Below are 18468 nucleotides of genomic sequence, written 5' to 3'. Positions count from 1 at the left end.
GCCACCCATGGTCACGGTGATCCTGGTAGGCGTGGACGGAACCGACTCCTCACGCCTCGCTGCCCGTCGTGCCGCCGAGCTCGCCGTACGCCTGGGAGCCGAGCTCCATGTCCTGTCAGCGGTGGAGCAGGCAACGGTCGAGGAGTTTCCCGACCGGCCGGGGGCCAGCCAGCTGACCTCGGGCGAGCTGGCCGAGACGATCGCGGCGGAGGTGGCGCAGGACCTGCGCAGCGTTGTACCCAACGTCACGAGCAGGCCGCTGCACGGAAAGCCAGCGACCGCGCTGGTCGACGAGGCCATCCGGCTGGACGCTTCCCTCATCGTGGTGGGAAACCGCAGGGTGCAGGGGGTGGGCAGACTGCTCGGCAGCGTGGCCTCCAGCGTTGCCGCGCACGCTCCCTGCGACGTCTACATCGTCAAGACGGTCTGACAGGCCCACGCACGTGGCCGCCGGGAGCAGGCGCCTATCGCGGCGTCGAGTAGCGGAGCACGAAGTCGAGGTGCTCCCGCATCGCCTCGCCTGCCGCGTCGGCGTCGCCACCTTCGATGGCCGCGAGGATCGCGATGTGCTGACGCACGGTCTTCTTGGCGACCTCACGGGTCACCTCAAGGAACTGGGCGGGGTGCGTTGCGTCGTGAACGGCGGCGATGAACGCCTCCAGCAGCCGGTTGCCCGAGGCGCGGCCGATGGCCGTGTGGAAGCGCAGGTCGTAGGACGGGATGTCAGGGTCGTCGATCGTCGTGCTCTTCTGCGTCTTGACGACCTCCTTCATGACCTCGATGTCCTCCGGAGTGCGGTTGCGCGCCGCCCACTGCGCGGCAGGGATCTCCAGGACCCTGCGCACCTCCGTGATCTCGTCGATCGTGAGCGCCCCGATGCGCACGATCGTGTCCATGGACTCGCTCAGCATCTGGCTCAACGAGTCAGGCGTGACAGTCTTGACGAAGCTCCCTCCGGCCACTCCCGGGATCTTGCGGATGAGCCCGGAGCTGACCAGGGCGCCGAGCGCCTCGCGCACCGTGGGTCGGCTGACCCCGAACTGTTGCGCCAGCTCCGTCTCTGCTGGCAGCTTCTCGCCCTGGGCGAAGTGGCCGTTGAGGATGGCTTCGCGAAGCTGGGACTCCACCTGGTCTCGCGGCCGGGTGACCACCCGCGCCTGGAAGCGGTGGTCCGGAGTGCTGGTCGTAGCCATGGGGGTGTCTCCTCGGGTGGCGCGAGCGGTGTGTGCCCGTCGGGCTCTTACAGACGTGGATGTACCCATATTGTCCTACAGATGACATGGACGCGTGGAACTGCGCCTTGTTCTGGCCCACGTCTTCGCCCACAATCACGGCCGGTGCGGTGGGGACGATGAGCTCAGACGGCCAGCGGGAGGGCGTCGAGGTGGCCCGGAGCTTCCTGTTCGTCCCCGGGGACCGACCGGACCGCTTCGCCAAGGCGCAGGCTTCGGGGGCAGACCTGGTGATCCTGGATCTCGAGGATGCCGTCCCAGCCGCAGCCAAGGAGACGGCACTCCGATCGGTCCTGGAATGGGCTCAGGCGCACGACCGATGTCTCGTGCGCATCAACGGGGTCGGGACGCCGTGGATCGGCTCGGAGCTCCGAGCGCTCCGTGGCACCGGCATCGCCGTCATGCTGCCCAAGGCCGAGCGGGTGGAGGACGTCCGTCGGGTGGTCGACGACGTGGCCGGCTGCTTGGTAGCCCTGATCGAAACGCCGCGCGGACTCTTGGAAGCCCAGACCCTGGCCGAGAGCGGAGCCGTCACGCGACTGGCCTTGGGCAACGTCGACCTGGCGGCGTGCCTGGGGGTGGACCCGGCTTCGAGGTCCGCCCTGGCGCCCGCTCGGTGGAGCCTCGTCGTCGCCAGCGCGGTGGCCGGGCTTGCGCCCCCCGTGGACGGCGTGACGACCGCGCTGGAGGACCCGTCGGCGCTGAAGGGCGATGTGGCCCACGCCCGCGAGCTCGGCTTCGCGGGCCGGTTGTGCATCCACCCCCGGCAGGTGCAGCCGACGAACCTCGGCATGGGTCCGTCCGCGCAGGAGGTGGCCTGGGCGCAGCGCGTGCTGGCCGGGGCGCAGGACGACGGCGCCCGAGTGGTTGACGGAGCCATGGTGGATGCCCCTGTGGTCGCCCGCGCTCGAAGGATCGTGGCCTCGACGGCAGGGATGGAAGGCGTGTGAGATTCGTCATTGACTAACGATTAGATGTCAGACATATTACAGAGTAGGAGCCGCGCTCCAGCGGTCAGCGGACGATTCCCCGTGCCTCTGGCGGCAGGCACGTTGCGCGCGTCAGCAGGAGCCCGATGCGGCGACCTGCAGGGTCGAACCGAGCACCGCGGGTGCGGTGCGCATTGTCTTGAATGATCTTGAGGAGTTCACGTGGAGCATTTCGGAGAGTTGTACATCGATGGCCAGTGGGTCGCGCCTGCGCGCGAGGGCACTCGCACCCTGATCGACCCGACCAGTGAGGAGCCCTGGGCGACGGTGACCTCCGGAGGCGGTGTGCCGGAGGTCGACCTGGCCGTGGCGGCGGCGAGGCGCGCGTTCACCACCTTCTCGCAGACCTCGGTCGAGGAGCGGGTCCAGCTGATCGACCGGATCATCGCATCCTACGAAAGGCGTGAGGCCGACCTGGCCCAGCTGATCGCGCATGAGGTGGGTGTCCCGGTCTCGTTCAAAGCCCAGGTCGCCGGCCCTGCTGGTCACATGAAGGTGGCGCGCGACCTGATCGAGTCCTACGCGTTCGAGCGCCAGCTGGCCGACACCATCGTGCGCCGCGAGCCGATCGGCGTGTGTGCCTTGATCTCGCCGTGGAACTGGCCGCTGCAGACGTCGGTCATCAAGGTCATCTACGGCATCGCCGCCGGTTGCACCATGGTGCTCAAGCCCTCCGACGCCTCGCCCGCATCGGGCGTTGCCCTGGCCCAGGTGATGGATGAGGCGGGTACGCCGCCCGGCGTCTTCAACTTGGTGATCGGCCCGGGACGCGTCGTGGGCGACGCGCTGGCTCGCCACTCCGATGTGGACATGGTCTCCTTCACCGGGTCGACCGGCGCGGGCGTCACCGTGGGTGAGGCCGCCGCGCAGACGGTCAAGCGCGCGTGCCTCGAGCTGGGCGGCAAGTCGGCCAACATCGTGCTCACCGACGGAAACCTCGAGAAGGCCGCGCGGTGGACCATCCAGCGCGCCTTCTCCAACACCGGCCAGTCGTGCCACGCCCCGAGCCGGCTCCTCGTGCACGAGGACCAGGTCGGGGATCTGCTGCCCTTCCTGGTGGACGAGATCGCCCGGATGCGGGTGGGCGACCCCCGCGACCCCGCGACGACCCACGGCCCCTTGGTCCACGCAGCCCAGTTCGACAGCGTGCAGAAGCACATCGAGATCGGCCTCGAGGAGGGAGGGCGCCTGGTCGCCGGCGGACTCGGCCGGATGGAAGGGTTCGAGCGGGGCTTCTTCTGCAAGCCGACGGTGCTCACCGATGTGACCCGGGAGATGACCCTGGCCAAGGAGGAGATCTTCGGCCCCGTCGTGGTCGTCATGCCGTACAAGTCCGAGGAGGAGGCCCTCGACATCGCCAACGACTCGATCTTCGGCCTGGGTGGCTATGTCTTCGGCGAGGATCGGCAGCGGGCGTACGAGTTCTCCTGCGGACTGCGTGCCGGACGGGTTGCCTTCAACGGCGCCAACGTCAACTCGTACACGCCCATGGGCGGGTACAAGCAGTCCGGAGTCGGCCGGTCGATGGGCGTCTTCGGGCTCGAGGAATACCTGGAGGTCAAGTCCATCTTCGGCTTCGACGAGGAGTCGCACGCGCTCCCGACCTTCGCATAGACAATTCTGGGTCTGGCCTGGGCGGAGCTGGGCCAGGCCGGGCCGCGCCGAGCTGGGCCAGGCCAGATCGAGCGAGAGCGCAGGAGGCCCACGCATGGGACCTTGACAGTCAGCAAGAAGTCAGACATATTACAAGTATGTCCAATCGGGTGGCCGTCGTAACGGGTGCGGGAAGAGGACTCGGCGAGGCGATCGCCCGCGACATCGCGGCAGCGGGCGTGAGCGTCGTGCTGGCCGGTCGCTCGCTGGAACCGCTGGAGGTCACGCAACGGCTCATTGAGTCCGCGGGAGGCGTCGCACTGGTCAAGCAGACCGACGTCACCAGCGCCGAGTCCGTCGCCGAGCTCTTCGATGTCGCGGTGACCCAGCTCGGCGGGGTGGACGTCCTCGTCAACAACGCCGGGGTCACCGGTCAGGTGAACCTCGTCGACCTCGACGAGGCCGAGTGGGATCGCATCTTCGACACGAACGTGCGGGGCATGTTCCTGTGCAGCCGCGAGGCGGGCCGTCGATTCGCCCAGACGGGCTCTGGGCGCGCTGTCAACGTCGCGTCGGTGTTCGGACTCCTCGGCAGGCCCGGCTTCTCGGCCTACTGCGCCTCGAAGGGTGCGGTCGTGAACTTCACGCGCTCGGTAGGGGCCGAGTGGGCGCGCTTCGGAGCCCAGATGAACGCCGTGGCCCCCGGCTACTTCGCCACTGACATCAACGCCGAGCTGCGCGAGGACCAGAGCGCCATGGCGAAGGTGCTGCGTCGGATTCCCGCCTACCGCATGGGGACCCCCGACGAGCTGGCCAACATCGTGACGTACCTCGCCCTGCACGCGCCCGACTTCCTGACCGGGCAGACCATCGCGGTCGACGGTGGCGAGTCGAGCGTCTAGGACACGGGAGACACATGATGGTGGAAGCAGTCATCTGCGAGCCGGTCAGGACACCGGTGGGACGGTACGGCGGCATGTTCAAGGACGTGCCGGTGACCGAGCTCGCGGCAACGGTCGTCAAGGGGTTGGTCGAGCGCACCGGCATCAGGTCTGAGGACGTCGACGACGTCATCTTCGGGCAGGGTTACCCGAACGGCGAGGCCGCGGCGATCGGACGGATCGCCGCGCTCGACGCCGGCCTGGACATCACCGTCCCGGGCCTGCAGATCGACCGGCGATGCGGCTCGGGTCTTCAGTCCGTGCTCTATGCCTGTATGCAGGTGGCTACCGGTGGGTCAGAGCTGGTCCTCGCGGGCGGGGCCGAGAGCATGAGCCAGGCCGAGTACTACGTGCCCGGCATGCGCTGGAACTCCGGCGGGGCGCCGAAGCTGCTGGATCGCCTCGCCCGACCCCGACACAACTCCGGCGGTCACCGGTTCCCGGTCGAGGGCGGGATGATCGAGACCGCCGAGAACGTCGCCAGCGAGTTCGGGGTCTCGCGCGAGGAGCAGGACGAGTGGGCGGTGCGCTCACACGCCCGCGCGGTCTCCGCCATCGAGGCAGGACTCTTCGACGACGAGACCATCCCCGTCACCGTGCCGCAGCGCAAGGGAGACCCCCTCACCATCACCCGTGACGAGCACCCCCGCCCGGGCACCACGATGGAGAGCCTGGCGCGGCTGAAGCCGATGATGTCGCGGCAGCGTCCCAGCGCGACGGTCACCGCCGGCAACGCGAGTGGCCAGAACGACGCCGCGGCCGTGGCGATCGTGACGACCCCAGCCAAGGCCGAGGCACTGGGGCTGCGACCACTCGCGCGCCTCGTGACCTGGTCGCTGGCGGGCGTCGAGCCACGGATGATGGGCATCGGACCTGTCCCGGCGGCGCAGAAGGCGCTGAAGCTGGCCGGACTGTCGTGGGCCGACATCGACCTGATCGAGCTGAACGAGGCTTTCGCGGCGCAGGTGATCGGGTGCTTCCGCGGCTGGGAGCTGAGCCCGTCCGACCTCGAGCGGGTCAACGTGAACGGCTCCGGGATCTCGCTGGGCCACCCGATCGGTGCCACGGGCGGTCGAATCCTGGCCAACCTGCTGCGTGAGCTGGACCGGCGGCAGGGACGCTACGGCATGGAGATGATGTGCATGGGTGGCGGACAGGGCCTCGCCGCCATCTTCGAGCGGGTGGCCTGAGATGACCCGCATCCTCTACCTGAGCATGTCCCGCGAGAAGTACTCGCCGAACTACTTTCCCTTCCTCCGCTCCTACCTCGACGAGATCAAGTCGGCGGACACGACTGTCGAACTGCGGGGCACGCGTGTCGGGCGCATCGACAGTTTTCGGTTCTTCGAGACGCTCGACTGGATCTCCATCCTCGACTCGGTCCTCGAGGCCGAGCTCGAGGGGTACGACGCCGTCGCGATCGGGAACATCCTGGACCCCGCCCTCCGGGAGGCGCGCTCCATGGTGGACATACCCGTGCTGGGTCTCGGCGAGACCTCGATGCTCACCTCCTGCATGATGGGCAGCACCTTCTCGCTCGTGGGCGTCAACCCCTACTTCGGAGGTCGCTTTGAGGAGAACGTCGCGAAGTACGGCCTGCGCGAACGGCTCGCGAGTATCGAGTGCATGGGCCTGACCCCGCACGAGCTGGACGCCTGCTTCTCCGACCCCGACCAGCGCGGCAAGGCCATCGCCTCCTTCGAGGAGGCCGCGCGTGCCTCGCTGGCCAAGGGCGCGGAGGTAGTGATCCCGGCGGGGGGTCGCCTCACCGCCTTCCTCAACGCCCACGGCATTCGAGAGGTGGATGGGGCGCCGCTGGTCGACGGGACCGTGTCGCTCCTGGCGGCGACCGAGGCCGCCGTCCGCATCCGGCGGCAGACCGGCACCTTCGTCAGCCGGCGTCGCCTCTACGCCAGGGCTCCCGAGGCCTCCATCGCTGCCGCGGGCGGCGAGTACTCCGAGGCCTACCGGCTTCCCGCGCTCGGCCGCCTGGCAGACGCAACCCACCCGACCGAGCAGGAGCAGTGATGTTCGACTACCCGCTGAGCAAGCAGGACGAGTTCGTCTCGTTCGTCGACCGGCTTCGCGCCACGGCACCGGACGTCGCCACGGCCTTTCGGGGTATCCGTGTGGCCGCCGACGCCCACGGACCTCTCGACGCCAAGCAGCGCGAGCTCACCCTGCTGACTGGTTTTGCCGCGACGAGGAACGAGGGTGGCTTCCGCGTCCACTGCACCCGTGCCCAGGACAGCGGGGCGACGATCGCAGAGATCGAGCAGGTCGTGATCCTGCTGCTGGGGACCAGCCTCGGGCTCGTGCCGGTCGTTGAGGCGCTGGCGTGGCTGCATGACGAACTCAGCTGAGCATGGCGCAGGATCAGGAGCCTGACATGACAGACGCAAACCCCGACCGACCCTCGACCGCCCTAGTGGTGGGCGCCGGCTCCGGAATCGGCCTCGCCGTCGCGGAGCTGTTCGCGAGCCGGGGCATCCGGACCGTCGCCGCCGACCTCGACCCTTCCGGGCCTCGCCAGCTCGCGGCCCAGCACGAGCACATCGTCGTCGCGGGCGACGCCGGCTGGGACGCGACCGACCCGGACGCCTGCGACCGGTTGCTGCAGGAGGCCGTCGCCCAGCTCGGTTCCGTCGACCGCGTGGTGTCGACCGTGGGGTGGACAGCGATCACCCGCTTCCTCGATGAGACGCCCGACTACTGGCGGCGGATCATCGACGTCAACCTGATGTCGGCGATCCACCTGTCAGCGGCGGCAGGCCGGGTCATGAAGGACAGCGGCGGCAGCATCGTGCTGACCAGTTCCGAGGCCGGCGTGGCGGGGCAGTCGGGGGAGGCCGTGTACTCCGCGGCGAAGGCCGGTGTCGTGACCTTGGCCAAAGCCCTGGCTCGCGAGTGGGCCCGCTTCGGGATCCGCGTGAACGTCGTCGCCCCGGGCGTGACCCAGACCCCGCTCCTGGAGAGCCAGGGGGGCGAGGAGCTGCTGTCGAGCGTGGTCCGCGCCATTCCACTGCGCCGAGCGGGGGAGCCCTCCGAGATCGCCGCCGCGATCGAGTTCCTGTCCTCTGACGCGGCGAGCTACGTCACCGGACAGACGCTCTGCGTCGGCGGTGGGCTCACCATGAGCTCCTGACCCCGACCGCGGCCCGCGGCAACCAAGCATGACCACCGGACAACAGACGACCGGACAACAGACAACGACCGGACAACAGACGAGGGTAAGGCCATGAGCATGCAGAACAGGACGGTCATCATCACCGGTGGCTCGCGCGGGATGGGGCAGCGTCTCGCCCTGAAGCTGGGAGCTCAGCAGGCCAACGTGATCGTCAACTACCGACGCGACAAGGACGCGGCGATGGACACCGTCGCCCAGATCGAGTCGCTGGGAGGTGTCGCGTTCGCGGTCCAGGCCGATGTCGCCGAGACCGACGAGGTGGAGTCGCTCGTGGCCCAGTCGGTCGAGCGCTTCGGGAGCCTCGACGTCGTCGTGGCCAATGCTGCGGCGAGCGCCTTCAAGCCGCTCTCCGACATCCACAGCCGGCACATCGAGAAGACCATGAGCCTCACCGTGCAGGGGTTCCTGGACCTCGTCCGGCTGGCCACTCCGTACATGAACGACGGCGGCCGGGTGATGGCGGTGTCAGGGTGGGACAGTTTCCGGGTGCTTCCCGGCCACGGCCTGCTTGGTGCCGCGAAGGCTGCGATGGAGACGCTCGTGAAGTATCTCGCCATCGAGCTCGCGAAGGACAAGATCACCACCGTCGGGGTCTGCCCGGGGCCGATCGACACGGACTCGTTCCGCTACTACGCCGGAGAGGCGTGGGACGACTACGCCAAGCAGTGGCTGGCGCAGACCCCGTCCGGCGCCTATCCCACCCCCGACGAGGTGGCGGACGTCATGGCCTACCTCGTCTCGCCGGCCAGCGCCGCGATCAATGGCCAGACCATCGTGGTGGACGGTGGGCTGTCGCTCGCGACGATGCCGGTCGGCTTCGGACAGGTCTAACCGTGGCCCCCGAGTCCTCGACGATCGCCCAGACCGTTGTCCAGCTGATGCGGCAGGTGGAGCGTCGGCCCGCCCGCGACATCGCGGTGGAGGAGGCCGGTGGCGCTCGCAGGCTGAGCATCGCTCAGCTTCGGGACGACTCCAACCGGCTGGCCAACGCTCTCCTGGGCCTCGGGCTCGGGCGCGGCGACCGCGTCGCCTACGTTGCGCAGAACCACGTCGAGTACGTCGTGCTCGAGTTCGCCCTGCTCAAGGCCGGCCTCGTGAAGGTTCCCCTGAACCCGCGCTTCGCTCCCCATGAGCTGTGCCGGTGCATCGAGCTCGCCGACGTCCGCCTCGTGGTGGCCGATACCGCCTCCGCCCCCGCGATCGATGAGGTCTTTCCCGACGACGGACCGCTGCGGGCCGTGATCGGGACCTGCGAGGGGTGGATGTCGTTCGCAGACCTCGTGTCCGGCGGCTCGGTCGCCCCGGTCGCCGTCGCGGTCGGACCCGACGACCTTTACCACATCAGGTTCAGCTCCGGGTCGACCGGCAAGCCCAAGGGCATCGCCATCTCCCACAGGGGTGCGAGGGCGGCCATGCTGGGGAACACCTGGGTGATGTCCACCAGCGGGCCCACGCTGTCGCCGCGGACGCTCCAGGTCGCTCCGCTGGTGTATGCCGGTGGGTGGAGCGTCCTGCCCACCCTGGTCTGCGGCGGCACCAACGTGATCCAGCGGCGGTTCGATGCCGACGAGATGTTGCGCGTCATCGCCGACGAGGGCATCACGTGGATGTTCGCGGTGCCCACGATGCTGCGGCGGGTGGCCACCTCCTCCGAGCTCTCGCGACTGCGGGGATCGGCGCTGTCCTGCTTGATGCTGGCGGGTGAACCCGCGGCGATTCCCGCCCTGGAGGCCATCAGCGAGCACACCGACGCGTTGGTCCAGTGCTGGGGGCAGACCGAGGCTCCCGCCTCGACCACCTTGCTGAGCCGTGCGGAGATGGCGCATCGAGAGCTGTGGCCCTCGATCGGCCGCCCGGTGCCCGGTGTCGAGTTCTCTCTGCTGTCCAACGGGCAGGTACTCGACGTGCCGGCACCCGGTGTGGACGGTGAGCTCGTGATCCGCACGCCGAGCGTGGCCACGACCCTCCTCGGAGGCGAGTCGGAGCACAGCGAACGCCTGCTCGCGGACGGGTGGTGGCGCACCTCCGACCTCGGCCACTTCGACGACGAGGGCCGGATCTACATCGTCGGACGGGCCAGCGAGACCATCATCACCGGGGGCACCAACATCCAGCCGGTGGAGATCGAGCGCGCCCTCGAGGCGCACCCCAACGTGCGGGAGGCTGTCGTCGTGGGTGTCCCCGACCCCGACTGGGGCGAGACGCCGGCGGCATACGTCCACGTGGACGTGCTGGATGACTCGACCAGCGTGGGGCTCGAGGAATGGCTCCGGTCGCGCGTCGCCGGGTTCAAGCTTCCCCGCCACGTGTTCCTCTCGGCAGACCCGCTGCCGAGAGCCTCGGGGGAGTCGAAGATCGCGCGCGGCGACGTCAAGCGGCTGGTGCGCTCCTGGGTCGAGGAGCCGGCCACGAGGCCTGCCAACGTCATGAAGGCGGTGAAGAACGGTGGATGACATCGTCGTAGGGACACGCGAGGGAGTCGGCACGGTCCGGTTCAACCGGCCGGAACGAGGCAACTCGGTGACGCCCGAAGTCGTCGAACGTCTGGGTGACACGGTGCAGTCTCTCGTCGAAACGGGTGAGGTCGGCGCGGTGGTGCTGACCGGCACCGGCTCTGTCTTCTGCGCCGGCGCAGACGTGAAGGACATGTTCGAGATCCACACGTCCCAGGGGCCGGACGGCCTGATGGACTACCTCGGCGAAACCTGGATGCCTGCCGTCCAGCGCTTCGTGCGCCTGCTGTGGGCCGCACCCAAGCCGGTCATCGCCGCATACAACGGCGCGGCGACGGCGGGGGGCCTGGACTTCGGTCTGTCCTGCGACGTCCGTCTGGCCGCTCGCAGCGCCCGGTTCGCCGAGAGCTACGTCAACCTGGGTATGGTGCCCGTGGCGGGCGGTGCCTACCTGCTCCCGAAGCTGGTCGGGCTGCCTGCGGCGACAAGGATGTTCGCGTCAGGTGCCTTCATCGATGCCCAGGAGGCGCTCCGGCTCGGCATGGTCACGGAGGTCTGCGAGGACGAAGCCCTTGCGGAGCGCGCCCACGAGGTCGCCCTCGAGATGACGTCCGGTCCGATCGCCACGTTCGCCCGCGCCAAGGGGATTGCTCGCGCGGCGTCGACGGTGGAGCTTCACGCCGCCTTGGATGAGAGCCTTGCCGCCAATATCGACCTCATTGCTCGCCCCGAGGTGCGCTCACGGATCCTCGACGTCATGGAACGCTACGCGCAGGCGCGCGCCCGTCGCACCTGACGGGCACGCTGTGGTGAGCGCCCGGCATACCGCAGGCGAGCTCGGTGGTCCGGCCGCGTAGCGGTCACTGGGTGGTCACTGGGACGCAGTGGGCTCCGTGCCCACGAGCCGCAGCTCGCGGCTCGCCCGGTAGCGGGTGTCGTGGTAGGTCGCCCACAGGGCGTCGACCAGCTCGATGACCTCGGGTGCACCCCACCGACGGGTCCACTCGAAGGGACCTGAAGGGTAGTTCGTCCCCAGCTGCATCGCGACGTCGATGTCGTCGGGGCTGGCCACACCGTGCAGCGCAGTCTCCCAGGCCTCGTTGATGATCACTGCCAGGGTTCGGGCGACGACCAGTCCGGGCGCGTCGCCCACCTCGTGGACGTCGATCCCCCCGGCAGCGAACAGCGCCGCGACTGCGCCGAGGGTGTCGTGGTGCGATGAGGCCACCGCGATCGCCGTGGTGTCGCCCGGGCTGACCGTGCGGTCGACGAGGACGACCGGGGTGCCACCGAGCGCTCGAGACTCCTCGCGTGCGGTGCGCCCTCGCGTGACGCGCAGGACGGTGCCGTCACCTAGCACCGCCGCAGCCCCGAGGTCCTCGCGGTGATCGACCTCGACCCCGGTCCGTGCCAGCAGCGTCTCCAGCTGGGCCGAGGAGCCGCCGAACCCGACGCGCGGGGGCGCGGCACCGGGGGGCACCGGGGTCGGTCGCGCGGGGGTAGCACCGTCGGCGTACGAGTAGAAGCCGTATCCAGTCTTTCGTCCGTAGCGCCCGGCGGCGACGACCTCGTCCTGGATGCGCGAGGGTTCGAACCGGGGGTCGAAGTTGAAGGCCGTCCAGACCGAACGAGTCACTGCAGCGTTAACGTCGTTGCCGATGAGGTCCATCAGCTCGAAGGGGCCCATCCGGAACTGTCCGGCTCCGCGGAGCACCTCGTCGATCGCCTCCGGTGTGGCGACCTGCTCCTCGACCAACCGCAGCGCTTCGGCGTAGAAGCCGCGCGCCACCCTGTTCACAATGAATCCCGGAGCGGATCGCACGCGGGCGACCTGCTTGCCCCACGCGGTGGCCAGCCCTGCGACCTCGTCGGCCACGTCGGGGTCGGTCTGCAAGCCGGTCACGACCTCGACGAGCCGCATGACCGGAACGGGGTTGAAGAAGTGCATGCCGACCACCCGCTCGGGTGACGGCGTGCCGGCGGCGATCGCGGTGACCGACAGCGAAGAGGTGTTGGTCGCGAGGATGCAGTCGGCCCCGAAGTGGTTCAGTGCGTCACTGAGCACCGCGGTCTTGACCGCGAGCGACTCCAGGACCGCCTCGACGACCAAGGTCCGCTGCGCCGCAGGCGTGTCCTCGACGGAGGTGTGGGTGCTCAGCTGCGTGGGGAGGGCGGCGGCGACCTCGGGCTGACGCCGTGAAAGCCGTTGGGCGATGTCCTCGGCGGCCGCCGCGAGCTGGTCTGCTGCAGGGTCGACCAGGCTCACCCGGTGTCCGGCCGCGAGCGCGATCTGGGCTATGCCTCGTCCCATCGTGCCAGCGCCGATGACACACACCGATACAGGATTGGGTTTCGTCACGTCGTGTTCCCTCGTCAGTGCCGCTTCCGCACGCGACCTCGCCTTGAAGATGCCTGTAAGACAATGTACGCTTCTGTAAGAATTTTACCAATCGTCAATCGCCTGACCGTGGCCAGGGGGAGGGCTGAAATATGACTTACGAGGACATCGTCGTTTCGGTGGAGGAAGGTGTGGCGACCATCGCCATCAACCGACCCGAGAACGCGAACAAGCTGCGCTTCCAGACCGCGCTCGAGCTCCTGGAGGCACTGCGTCACGTCCGGCAGACATCGGATATCGACGTCGTCGTCCTGACCGGCGCCGGTGACAAGTTCTTCTGCATCGGCGGCGAGCACGAGGAGCTCAGCTCCCTGGATTACTCGAGTGTGATGCCCGTTATCGATCTCTATGAGTTCATCGACACGATGCCCAAGCCGGTCATCGCAGCCATAAACGGGTTCGCTGTCGGTGGAGGCAATGTCCTGCACGTCGTGTGCGACCTGGCCGTGGCCGCTCCGCACGCGGTGTTCCGCCAGGTCGGGCCCATGGTCGGCAGCTTCGATGCCGGTTACGGCACGTGGTACCTGGAAGAGACCATCGGGCGACGTCGTGCCAAGGAGATGTGGTACCTCAACCGCAAGTACTCGGCCGAGCAGGCGCTTGAGATGGGCCTGGTCAACGAGATCGCCGACGACCCGGTCGCTCGCGCCCAGGAGGTCGCCCAGACGCTGCGCCAGCGTGGTTCCTTCGCCATCGGTTCGCTCAAGACCGCGTTCTCCGGTCGCCACACCGGCGTTGCGGGGCAGGCGCGCATGGCGCATGACCTCCTGCTGACTGCCTACCGGGGCACGGCGGAGGCCGAGGAGCTGTCGGCATCCTTCGAGCAGCGCCGCGAACCCGACCGCAGCAAGTTCAATCGGTGAGCACCACGAGCCCTGACCTCGAGCAGTTCCTCGAGGTCGTGAGCAAGGTGGCGACATCGGTTGCCACCGGTGCGGTCGCCGACGGCTGGACGGCCGTCGAGAGCGCGGGTCTGCCGTCGTTGGCGCGCGACACCGCCGAGGAGCCGGATGCCCTGCACTGGCTCGCCCACACCGTGCGGGTTGCGGCAGGCTCGTTCCCGGCCCTGGCCTTCGTGCTTGCGGCCCGCTATGCCGCCGACCTGGCACTGGGCGAAGACTCGTCGCAGGCACCGACGTTTGCGCTCAGATCGCATTTCAGCGACCCCGTGGTCGTGATCGATCCGGTGCCCGACCTGGTTGTTCTCCTCGACATCGACAACCGCACCGTCGAGACTGTGACGTGGGCCGAGGTGGAAGCCACCGTGCGGGACACGCCGCGCACGGGCTTGGCTGCGGTGCGGTGGGGTGAGTTCGCCCCCCCGTCGACGAGCCGACCGACGAGCAGCGACCCCACGACCATGCTCACGCCTTGGGACCTCCTTACCGGGGCAGCCTTGATCGGCATAGCCGAGAGAGCAGTCGCGCTCACCCAGGCCTACGTCCTGGAGCGCAAGCAGTTCGGCGTACCGATTGGATCGTTCGCGGGCCTGCGGGCGCTGGTCGCCGGAATGGCACTGCGGGTCGAGCCCGTGCGGGCGCAGCTGGACCGCGCTCTGGACGGGTTGGCGCCCAGTGACACAGTCGTGGCCCTGGCCGGCCCAGCAGCAGTTCACAACTGCTTGGACGCGATCCAGTCGCACGGCGGTTACGGATACATCGCCGAGTACCCGATAGCCGGCCTGCTCAGGGATGCGATGAGCGTCCAGGCTCGGTCGGGGGGACGGCGCTTGCACGTGGCGAGGGTCGCCCAGCGCGGACTCGGCGACCCTGCAGGCGCCCGGTCATGAGTGCGGGAAAGGGCATGGCGGAGCAGCAGTTCCTGGCCAAGCGGATCCTTCGGCCGCGAGCACAAGTCGAACACCAGATCCGGGAAGCCATCCTGCGCGGCGACTTCCAGCAGGGCGACAAGCTTCCGCCAGAGACCGAGCTCGCACGGCAGTTCGGGGTCAGTCGGCCGACGGTGCGCGAGGCCCTCGGGTCTCTGGTCGCTGCGGGGCTGATCCGGAAGGTCCCAGGTGTCGCCGGCGGCAGCTTCGTCCACAGCGTCACGCCGGACTCGCTCAGCTCGATGCTGAGCGAGTCCATGGACACCATCGTGCGACTGGGCTCTCTCGATATCGACGAGCTCACCGCCATGCGGCGCGTGCTGGAGGTGCCCGCGGCGTCCTGGGCAGCATGCAACCGTGAGGACCGACACGTTTCGGCGCTGACCGAGATCGTCGAGCGGCAACGGACGACCACGATCGACGATCCCCGGATCGTCGCGTACGACCGCGACTTCCACGTCACCATCTCCGAGGCCTCCGGCAACCGCCTCCTTTCGGCGTTCATCTCCGCCATCCACAAGACCACGCTGCCCGCCAGGTTCCTCGGGGTGACACCGGAGGTGGGTCGGGAGACGGTGAAGCAGCACATCGCCATCGTGAGCGCCATTCGTGGTGGCTCGGCCAGTGACGCCGCGGAGGCGATGGACCGGCACCTCGAGTACGTCCTCAGGTATTCCAGCGAAGGACGGGACGGGGTTCAAGAATGAGCGGCCCCCTTCAGGGCGTGCGGGTGATCGACATTGCGTCGTCCTACGCCGCCCCCACCGCATCGATGTACCTCGCCGACATGGGTGCTGACGTCATCAAGATCGAGCCCCTGCGCGGCGACGACGCCCGAGGCTGGGGCCCGCCGTTCCTGAACGGGGAGGCGGCCTGGTTCCTCTCCGCCAACCGCAACAAGCGCAGCCTGTGCCTCGACCTGCGCAGCGACCGCGGGCGAGACGTTCTCTTCGAGCTCCTGGCCACCGCCGACGTGTTCATCGAGAACATCGTTCCAACCAAGCTCGAGAAGCACGGCCTCGGGCTGGACGCACTTCGCGAGAGGTTCCCGCAGCTCGTCATCTGCGCGTTCTCGGGATTCGGGCTGGACGGTCCGGACGCCGGGCTCCCCGGCTACGACCTCATCGCCCAGGCCCGCTCCGGACTGATGAGCGTCACCGGTGACGACGGGCTGCCCCAGCGGGTGAGTACAGCGCTGTCCGACGTGGCCTCTGGCACGGTGGCGGCGTTCGCCATCGCTGCGGCACTCGTCCGGCAGCAGCAGACCGGCACCGGCGAGCTGGTAGACGTGGCTCTCCTGGAAGCGGACCTCGCACTGATGTCGCCGCGCATTGCCAGCTTCCTGGCCGGTGAGCCCGAACCTTCCCCGTGTGGGGGGATGGACTCCGTCGTGGCGATCTACCAGTCGATGAGGACTGCCGACCGCACCATCGTGATCGCCCTCGGCAACGACAACCACTGGCAGCGCGCCTGCGCTGCACTGGGTTTGGACCACCTCGCCGAGCGCGAGGAGCTCAGCACGAACGCCGGACGCCGGGCCCACCGGATGGAGGTCGTCGCGGAGATCCAACGAACCCTCGAGGTGCTCTCGTCCACCGACGCCCTCAAGCTGCTGCAGGACGTCGGGGTGCCGTGCGCGCAGATCAACTACCTCTCCGAGGTGGTCTCCGATCCGCAAGTCGTGGCCCGAGGCGCGATAGTGGACTACCAGCATCCTGTCGCCGGCGTCTTCAGAGGGGTCGGTGCGCCCTGGCGCCTGGCCTCGGACCCGGCGGATCGCCAGGCACGCATCCCCGCCCCGGTTCGCGGCGAGCACGGACGCGAGATCCTCCGTGAGATCGGGCTCCAGGACGAGGGCATCGACGAGTTGGCCGAGGAGAATGTCATATGGCTTCAGTGATCGACTGCACTCGGTCCGGCCGGGTGCTCACCATCGAGCTGTCGCGCCCCCGCCAGCTCAACGCGTTGAACTCGGAGGTGCTCCGCCTTCTCCATGAGGCGATCCTGGAGGTCCAGGGCGATCCGTCGGTGGGGTGCGTCGTGATCAGGGGCGTGGGCGGCAAGGCCTTCAGCGCGGGCGCGGACCTGGACGAGATCCGAGGGCTGGGCGTCGAGGGGGCACAGGAGTTCATCCGTGCCGGGCACCGCACCATGTCGTCGGTGGCGACGTCCGCCGTCCCGGTCATCGCCGCCGTCGACGGCTACGCACTGGGTGGCGGGTTCGAGCTCGCGCTCGCCTGCCACCTCGTGATCGCCTCCGACCGCAGCCACTTCGGGCTGCCAGAGGCGCGGATCGGCTGCATACCGGGGTTCGGCGGCACCCAGCGCCTCCCGCAGGCAGTCGGCAAGCCAGCCGCCATGCACCTGCTCCTGACCGGCGAACGCATCGACGCCGAGCGAGCCTGGCAGGTCGGGCTGCTCTCGGTCCCACCACTGGCTCCCGACGACCACCAGGCAGAGGTCCTGCGAGTCGCCGAGCTGATCGCCGGGGGAAGTCGCACTGGCACCGCCAACATCCTCGATGCCACGCGTCCGGCGATCGCGCCGGCAGCCCTGCAGCACGAGGCGGCCCTCGCTGCCCTTTCGATCGCCTCGCGCGACGGCCAGGAGGGCATCACCTCCTTCGCCGAACGTCGCGCTCCCGAGTTCCACCAGGAGTCCTCATGACCCGCGTATGGCCGTCCGTGGACGCCCTTGTCATCAAGGCCGTCGACGCCGTCATCGACCACACGATCCGTCCGCTCGCGACGACCGTGGACGAAGACGCCACCTTCCCGGCCGAGGCGATTGCCGAACTCGCACGCGAGGGGTTGGGCGTCATGCTCATGCCGAGTGCCTTGGGTGGCGCCGACACGAGCACCGCCACCTACGCCGAGGCGCTCGCCCGCATCAGCGCGGCGTGCGGCTCCACGTCGACGGTCTACATGACGCAGATGCACTGCGCCCACCCCATCCACCTGCAGGGTTCGCCGGAGCAGGTCGAGAAGTGGGTTCCCCGCCTGTGCAGCGGCACTGCAGTGGGCTCTATCGCTCTGACCGAACCGGGCGCCGGCTCCGACGTGGGGACGATGCGCACCCTGGCCCGTCGTGACGGCGACGACTACGTGATCAGCGGCGAGAAGACGTTCATCTCCAACGGCGACCGTGCCGACGTCGTGGTCCTCTTCGCCTCGGTGGACTTCGCGAAGGACAAGCACGGCGTCACCGCCTTCCTCGTGGAGACCGAGGGTCTCGAGGGTTTCACCGTCGGGCGACCGATGAAGAAGCTCGGACAGACTGGTGCGTCAACGGTCACTCTCGCGTTGCAGGACTGTCGCATTCCCGCCTCCAGCCGTCTCGGCGCCGAGGGAGACGGGTACCCGCTGTTGCTGCAGTCGGTCTTGAGGTCACGGATCAGTGCGGCAGCACAGGGCCTGGGCTTCGCCGAAGGGGCGTATGACGCGACGGTGACCTGGGCGTCCGAGCGCGGTCTGCTGTCGTCCCGCGCCTCCGCCGCCCAGGATCTGCAGTTCGAGCTCTCCCGTCTGCGCGGCGAGATCACGTCGGCGCGCGCGATGTTGATGTCGGTGTGCGACACCGTCGACTCGAGTGACGAGGAGCCGGTCGCCGAGGTCTCGTTGGTCAAGATGCACTGCACCGCCTTGGGGACGCGCGTCTCGGCAACCTGTGTCGAGCTTCTCGGGATGGACGGCGACAAGGTGTCGGTCGGCGTCGAGCGCCGACTGCGTGACGCCAAGATCGCCGAGATCTACGACGGGACCAACCAGATCCAGAGCGTGCTCGTCGCCCGTGACATCAACGGGGCCGCAAAGGCTGGACGCCCAGCTCGGTGAGTACTCACCCAGCC

Annotated in this window: 19 protein-coding genes; 17 read left to right on the top strand and 2 right to left on the bottom strand. The window is 68.7% G+C overall.

Going from position 1 to position 18468, the window contains the following annotated elements; all coding sequences use genetic code 11:
- Positions 1-7 precede the first annotated feature (7 nt).
- Positions 8-430 carry a universal stress protein gene (locus PHA84_RS18620; RefSeq protein ID WP_270889644.1) on the top strand — a complete coding sequence of 141 codons (423 nt, stop codon included), beginning with the start codon at positions 8-10 and terminating at the stop codon, positions 428-430.
- Between the two features lie 34 nt (positions 431-464).
- On the opposite strand, the gene PHA84_RS18615 is transcribed toward PHA84_RS18620, so the two are convergent.
- The gene (locus PHA84_RS18615; protein ID WP_270889643.1) at positions 465-1193 is read right to left on the bottom strand and encodes a FadR/GntR family transcriptional regulator; all 729 of its coding nucleotides are present in this window, start codon (positions 1191-1193) and stop codon (positions 465-467) included.
- Positions 1194-1351: 158 nt separating this feature from the next.
- On the opposite strand from PHA84_RS18615, the gene PHA84_RS18610 reads away from it, so the two are divergent.
- The 10 genes from PHA84_RS18610 to PHA84_RS18565 all read left to right on the top strand — a co-directional run bounded on the left by PHA84_RS18610 (position 1352) and on the right by PHA84_RS18565 (position 11191).
- On the top strand, positions 1352-2182 hold the full coding sequence (locus PHA84_RS18610; RefSeq protein WP_270889642.1) for an HpcH/HpaI aldolase/citrate lyase family protein: 831 nt from the start codon (positions 1352-1354) through the stop codon (positions 2180-2182).
- Positions 2183-2383: 201 nt separating this feature from the next.
- Positions 2384-3835 carry an aldehyde dehydrogenase family protein gene (locus PHA84_RS18605; RefSeq protein ID WP_270889641.1) on the top strand — a complete coding sequence of 484 codons (1452 nt, stop codon included), beginning with the start codon at positions 2384-2386 and terminating at the stop codon, positions 3833-3835.
- A gap of 137 nt (positions 3836-3972) precedes the next feature.
- The gene (locus tag PHA84_RS18600) at positions 3973-4716 is read left to right on the top strand and encodes an SDR family NAD(P)-dependent oxidoreductase (RefSeq protein ID WP_270889640.1); all 744 of its coding nucleotides are present in this window, start codon (positions 3973-3975) and stop codon (positions 4714-4716) included.
- Between the two features lie 14 nt (positions 4717-4730).
- Positions 4731-5945, top strand: coding sequence for an acetyl-CoA C-acetyltransferase (locus PHA84_RS18595; RefSeq protein ID WP_270889639.1), 1215 nt, complete (start codon positions 4731-4733; stop codon positions 5943-5945).
- 1 nt (position 5946) lies between these two features.
- On the top strand, positions 5947-6783 hold the full coding sequence (locus PHA84_RS18590; RefSeq protein WP_270889638.1) for an aspartate/glutamate racemase family protein: 837 nt from the start codon (positions 5947-5949) through the stop codon (positions 6781-6783).
- Entirely contained in the window at positions 6783-7118 is a 336-nt protein-coding gene (locus PHA84_RS18585; protein WP_270889637.1) for a carboxymuconolactone decarboxylase family protein, read from the top strand. Before PHA84_RS18590 ends, PHA84_RS18585 begins: the two co-directional genes overlap by 1 nt.
- Before the next feature lie 26 nt (positions 7119-7144).
- Entirely contained in the window at positions 7145-7900 is a 756-nt protein-coding gene (locus PHA84_RS18580; RefSeq protein ID WP_270889636.1) for an SDR family NAD(P)-dependent oxidoreductase, read from the top strand.
- A 93-nt stretch (positions 7901-7993) separates the two neighbouring features.
- Entirely contained in the window at positions 7994-8773 is a 780-nt protein-coding gene (locus PHA84_RS18575) for an SDR family oxidoreductase (RefSeq protein ID WP_270889635.1), read from the top strand.
- 2 nt (positions 8774-8775) lie between these two features.
- Positions 8776-10395, top strand: coding sequence for a class I adenylate-forming enzyme family protein (locus PHA84_RS18570; RefSeq protein WP_270889634.1), 1620 nt, complete (start codon positions 8776-8778; stop codon positions 10393-10395).
- A complete protein-coding gene (locus tag PHA84_RS18565) occupies positions 10388-11191 on the top strand; it encodes an enoyl-CoA hydratase/isomerase family protein (RefSeq protein ID WP_270889633.1) in 804 nt (267 codons plus the stop codon). The genes PHA84_RS18570 and PHA84_RS18565 overlap by 8 nt, the downstream gene beginning before the upstream one ends.
- A gap of 75 nt (positions 11192-11266) precedes the next feature.
- Here the strand turns inward: PHA84_RS18565 and PHA84_RS18560 are convergent, their stop codons facing one another.
- A complete protein-coding gene (locus PHA84_RS18560) occupies positions 11267-12754 on the bottom strand; it encodes a 3-hydroxyacyl-CoA dehydrogenase (protein WP_270889632.1) in 1488 nt (495 codons plus the stop codon).
- Positions 12755-12885: 131 nt separating this feature from the next.
- On the opposite strand from PHA84_RS18560, the gene PHA84_RS18555 reads away from it, so the two are divergent.
- The 6 genes from PHA84_RS18555 to PHA84_RS18530 are packed head-to-tail and all read left to right on the top strand — an operon-like array spanning position 12886 to position 18454.
- Positions 12886-13656 (top strand): enoyl-CoA hydratase-related protein, encoded by a 771-nt coding sequence (locus PHA84_RS18555; protein ID WP_270889631.1) that lies wholly within the window; start codon positions 12886-12888, stop codon positions 13654-13656.
- On the top strand, positions 13653-14582 hold the full coding sequence (locus PHA84_RS18550) for an acyl-CoA dehydrogenase family protein (RefSeq protein WP_270889630.1): 930 nt from the start codon (positions 13653-13655) through the stop codon (positions 14580-14582). The genes PHA84_RS18555 and PHA84_RS18550 overlap by 4 nt, the downstream gene beginning before the upstream one ends.
- Positions 14579-15328 (top strand): FadR/GntR family transcriptional regulator, encoded by a 750-nt coding sequence (locus PHA84_RS18545; RefSeq protein WP_270889629.1) that lies wholly within the window; start codon positions 14579-14581, stop codon positions 15326-15328. The genes PHA84_RS18550 and PHA84_RS18545 overlap by 4 nt, the downstream gene beginning before the upstream one ends.
- Positions 15325-16521: a CaiB/BaiF CoA transferase family protein gene (locus PHA84_RS18540; protein ID WP_270889628.1), complete on the top strand. Its 1197-nt coding sequence runs from the start codon at positions 15325-15327 to the stop codon at positions 16519-16521. Before PHA84_RS18545 ends, PHA84_RS18540 begins: the two co-directional genes overlap by 4 nt.
- Positions 16509-17288: an enoyl-CoA hydratase/isomerase family protein gene (locus PHA84_RS18535; protein ID WP_270889627.1), complete on the top strand. Its 780-nt coding sequence runs from the start codon at positions 16509-16511 to the stop codon at positions 17286-17288. Before PHA84_RS18540 ends, PHA84_RS18535 begins: the two co-directional genes overlap by 13 nt.
- Positions 17285-18454, top strand: coding sequence for an acyl-CoA dehydrogenase family protein (locus PHA84_RS18530; RefSeq protein ID WP_270889626.1), 1170 nt, complete (start codon positions 17285-17287; stop codon positions 18452-18454). Before PHA84_RS18535 ends, PHA84_RS18530 begins: the two co-directional genes overlap by 4 nt.
- Positions 18455-18468: the final 14 nt, after the last annotated feature.

Source organism: Pedococcus sp. 5OH_020 (assembly GCF_027812955.1).
In the GTDB taxonomy this organism is placed as follows: Bacteria; Actinomycetota; Actinomycetes; order Actinomycetales; family Dermatophilaceae; genus Pedococcus.
Note: the sequence above shows the minus strand (reverse complement) of the source record. Positions and strands in the feature narration are given on the sequence as shown.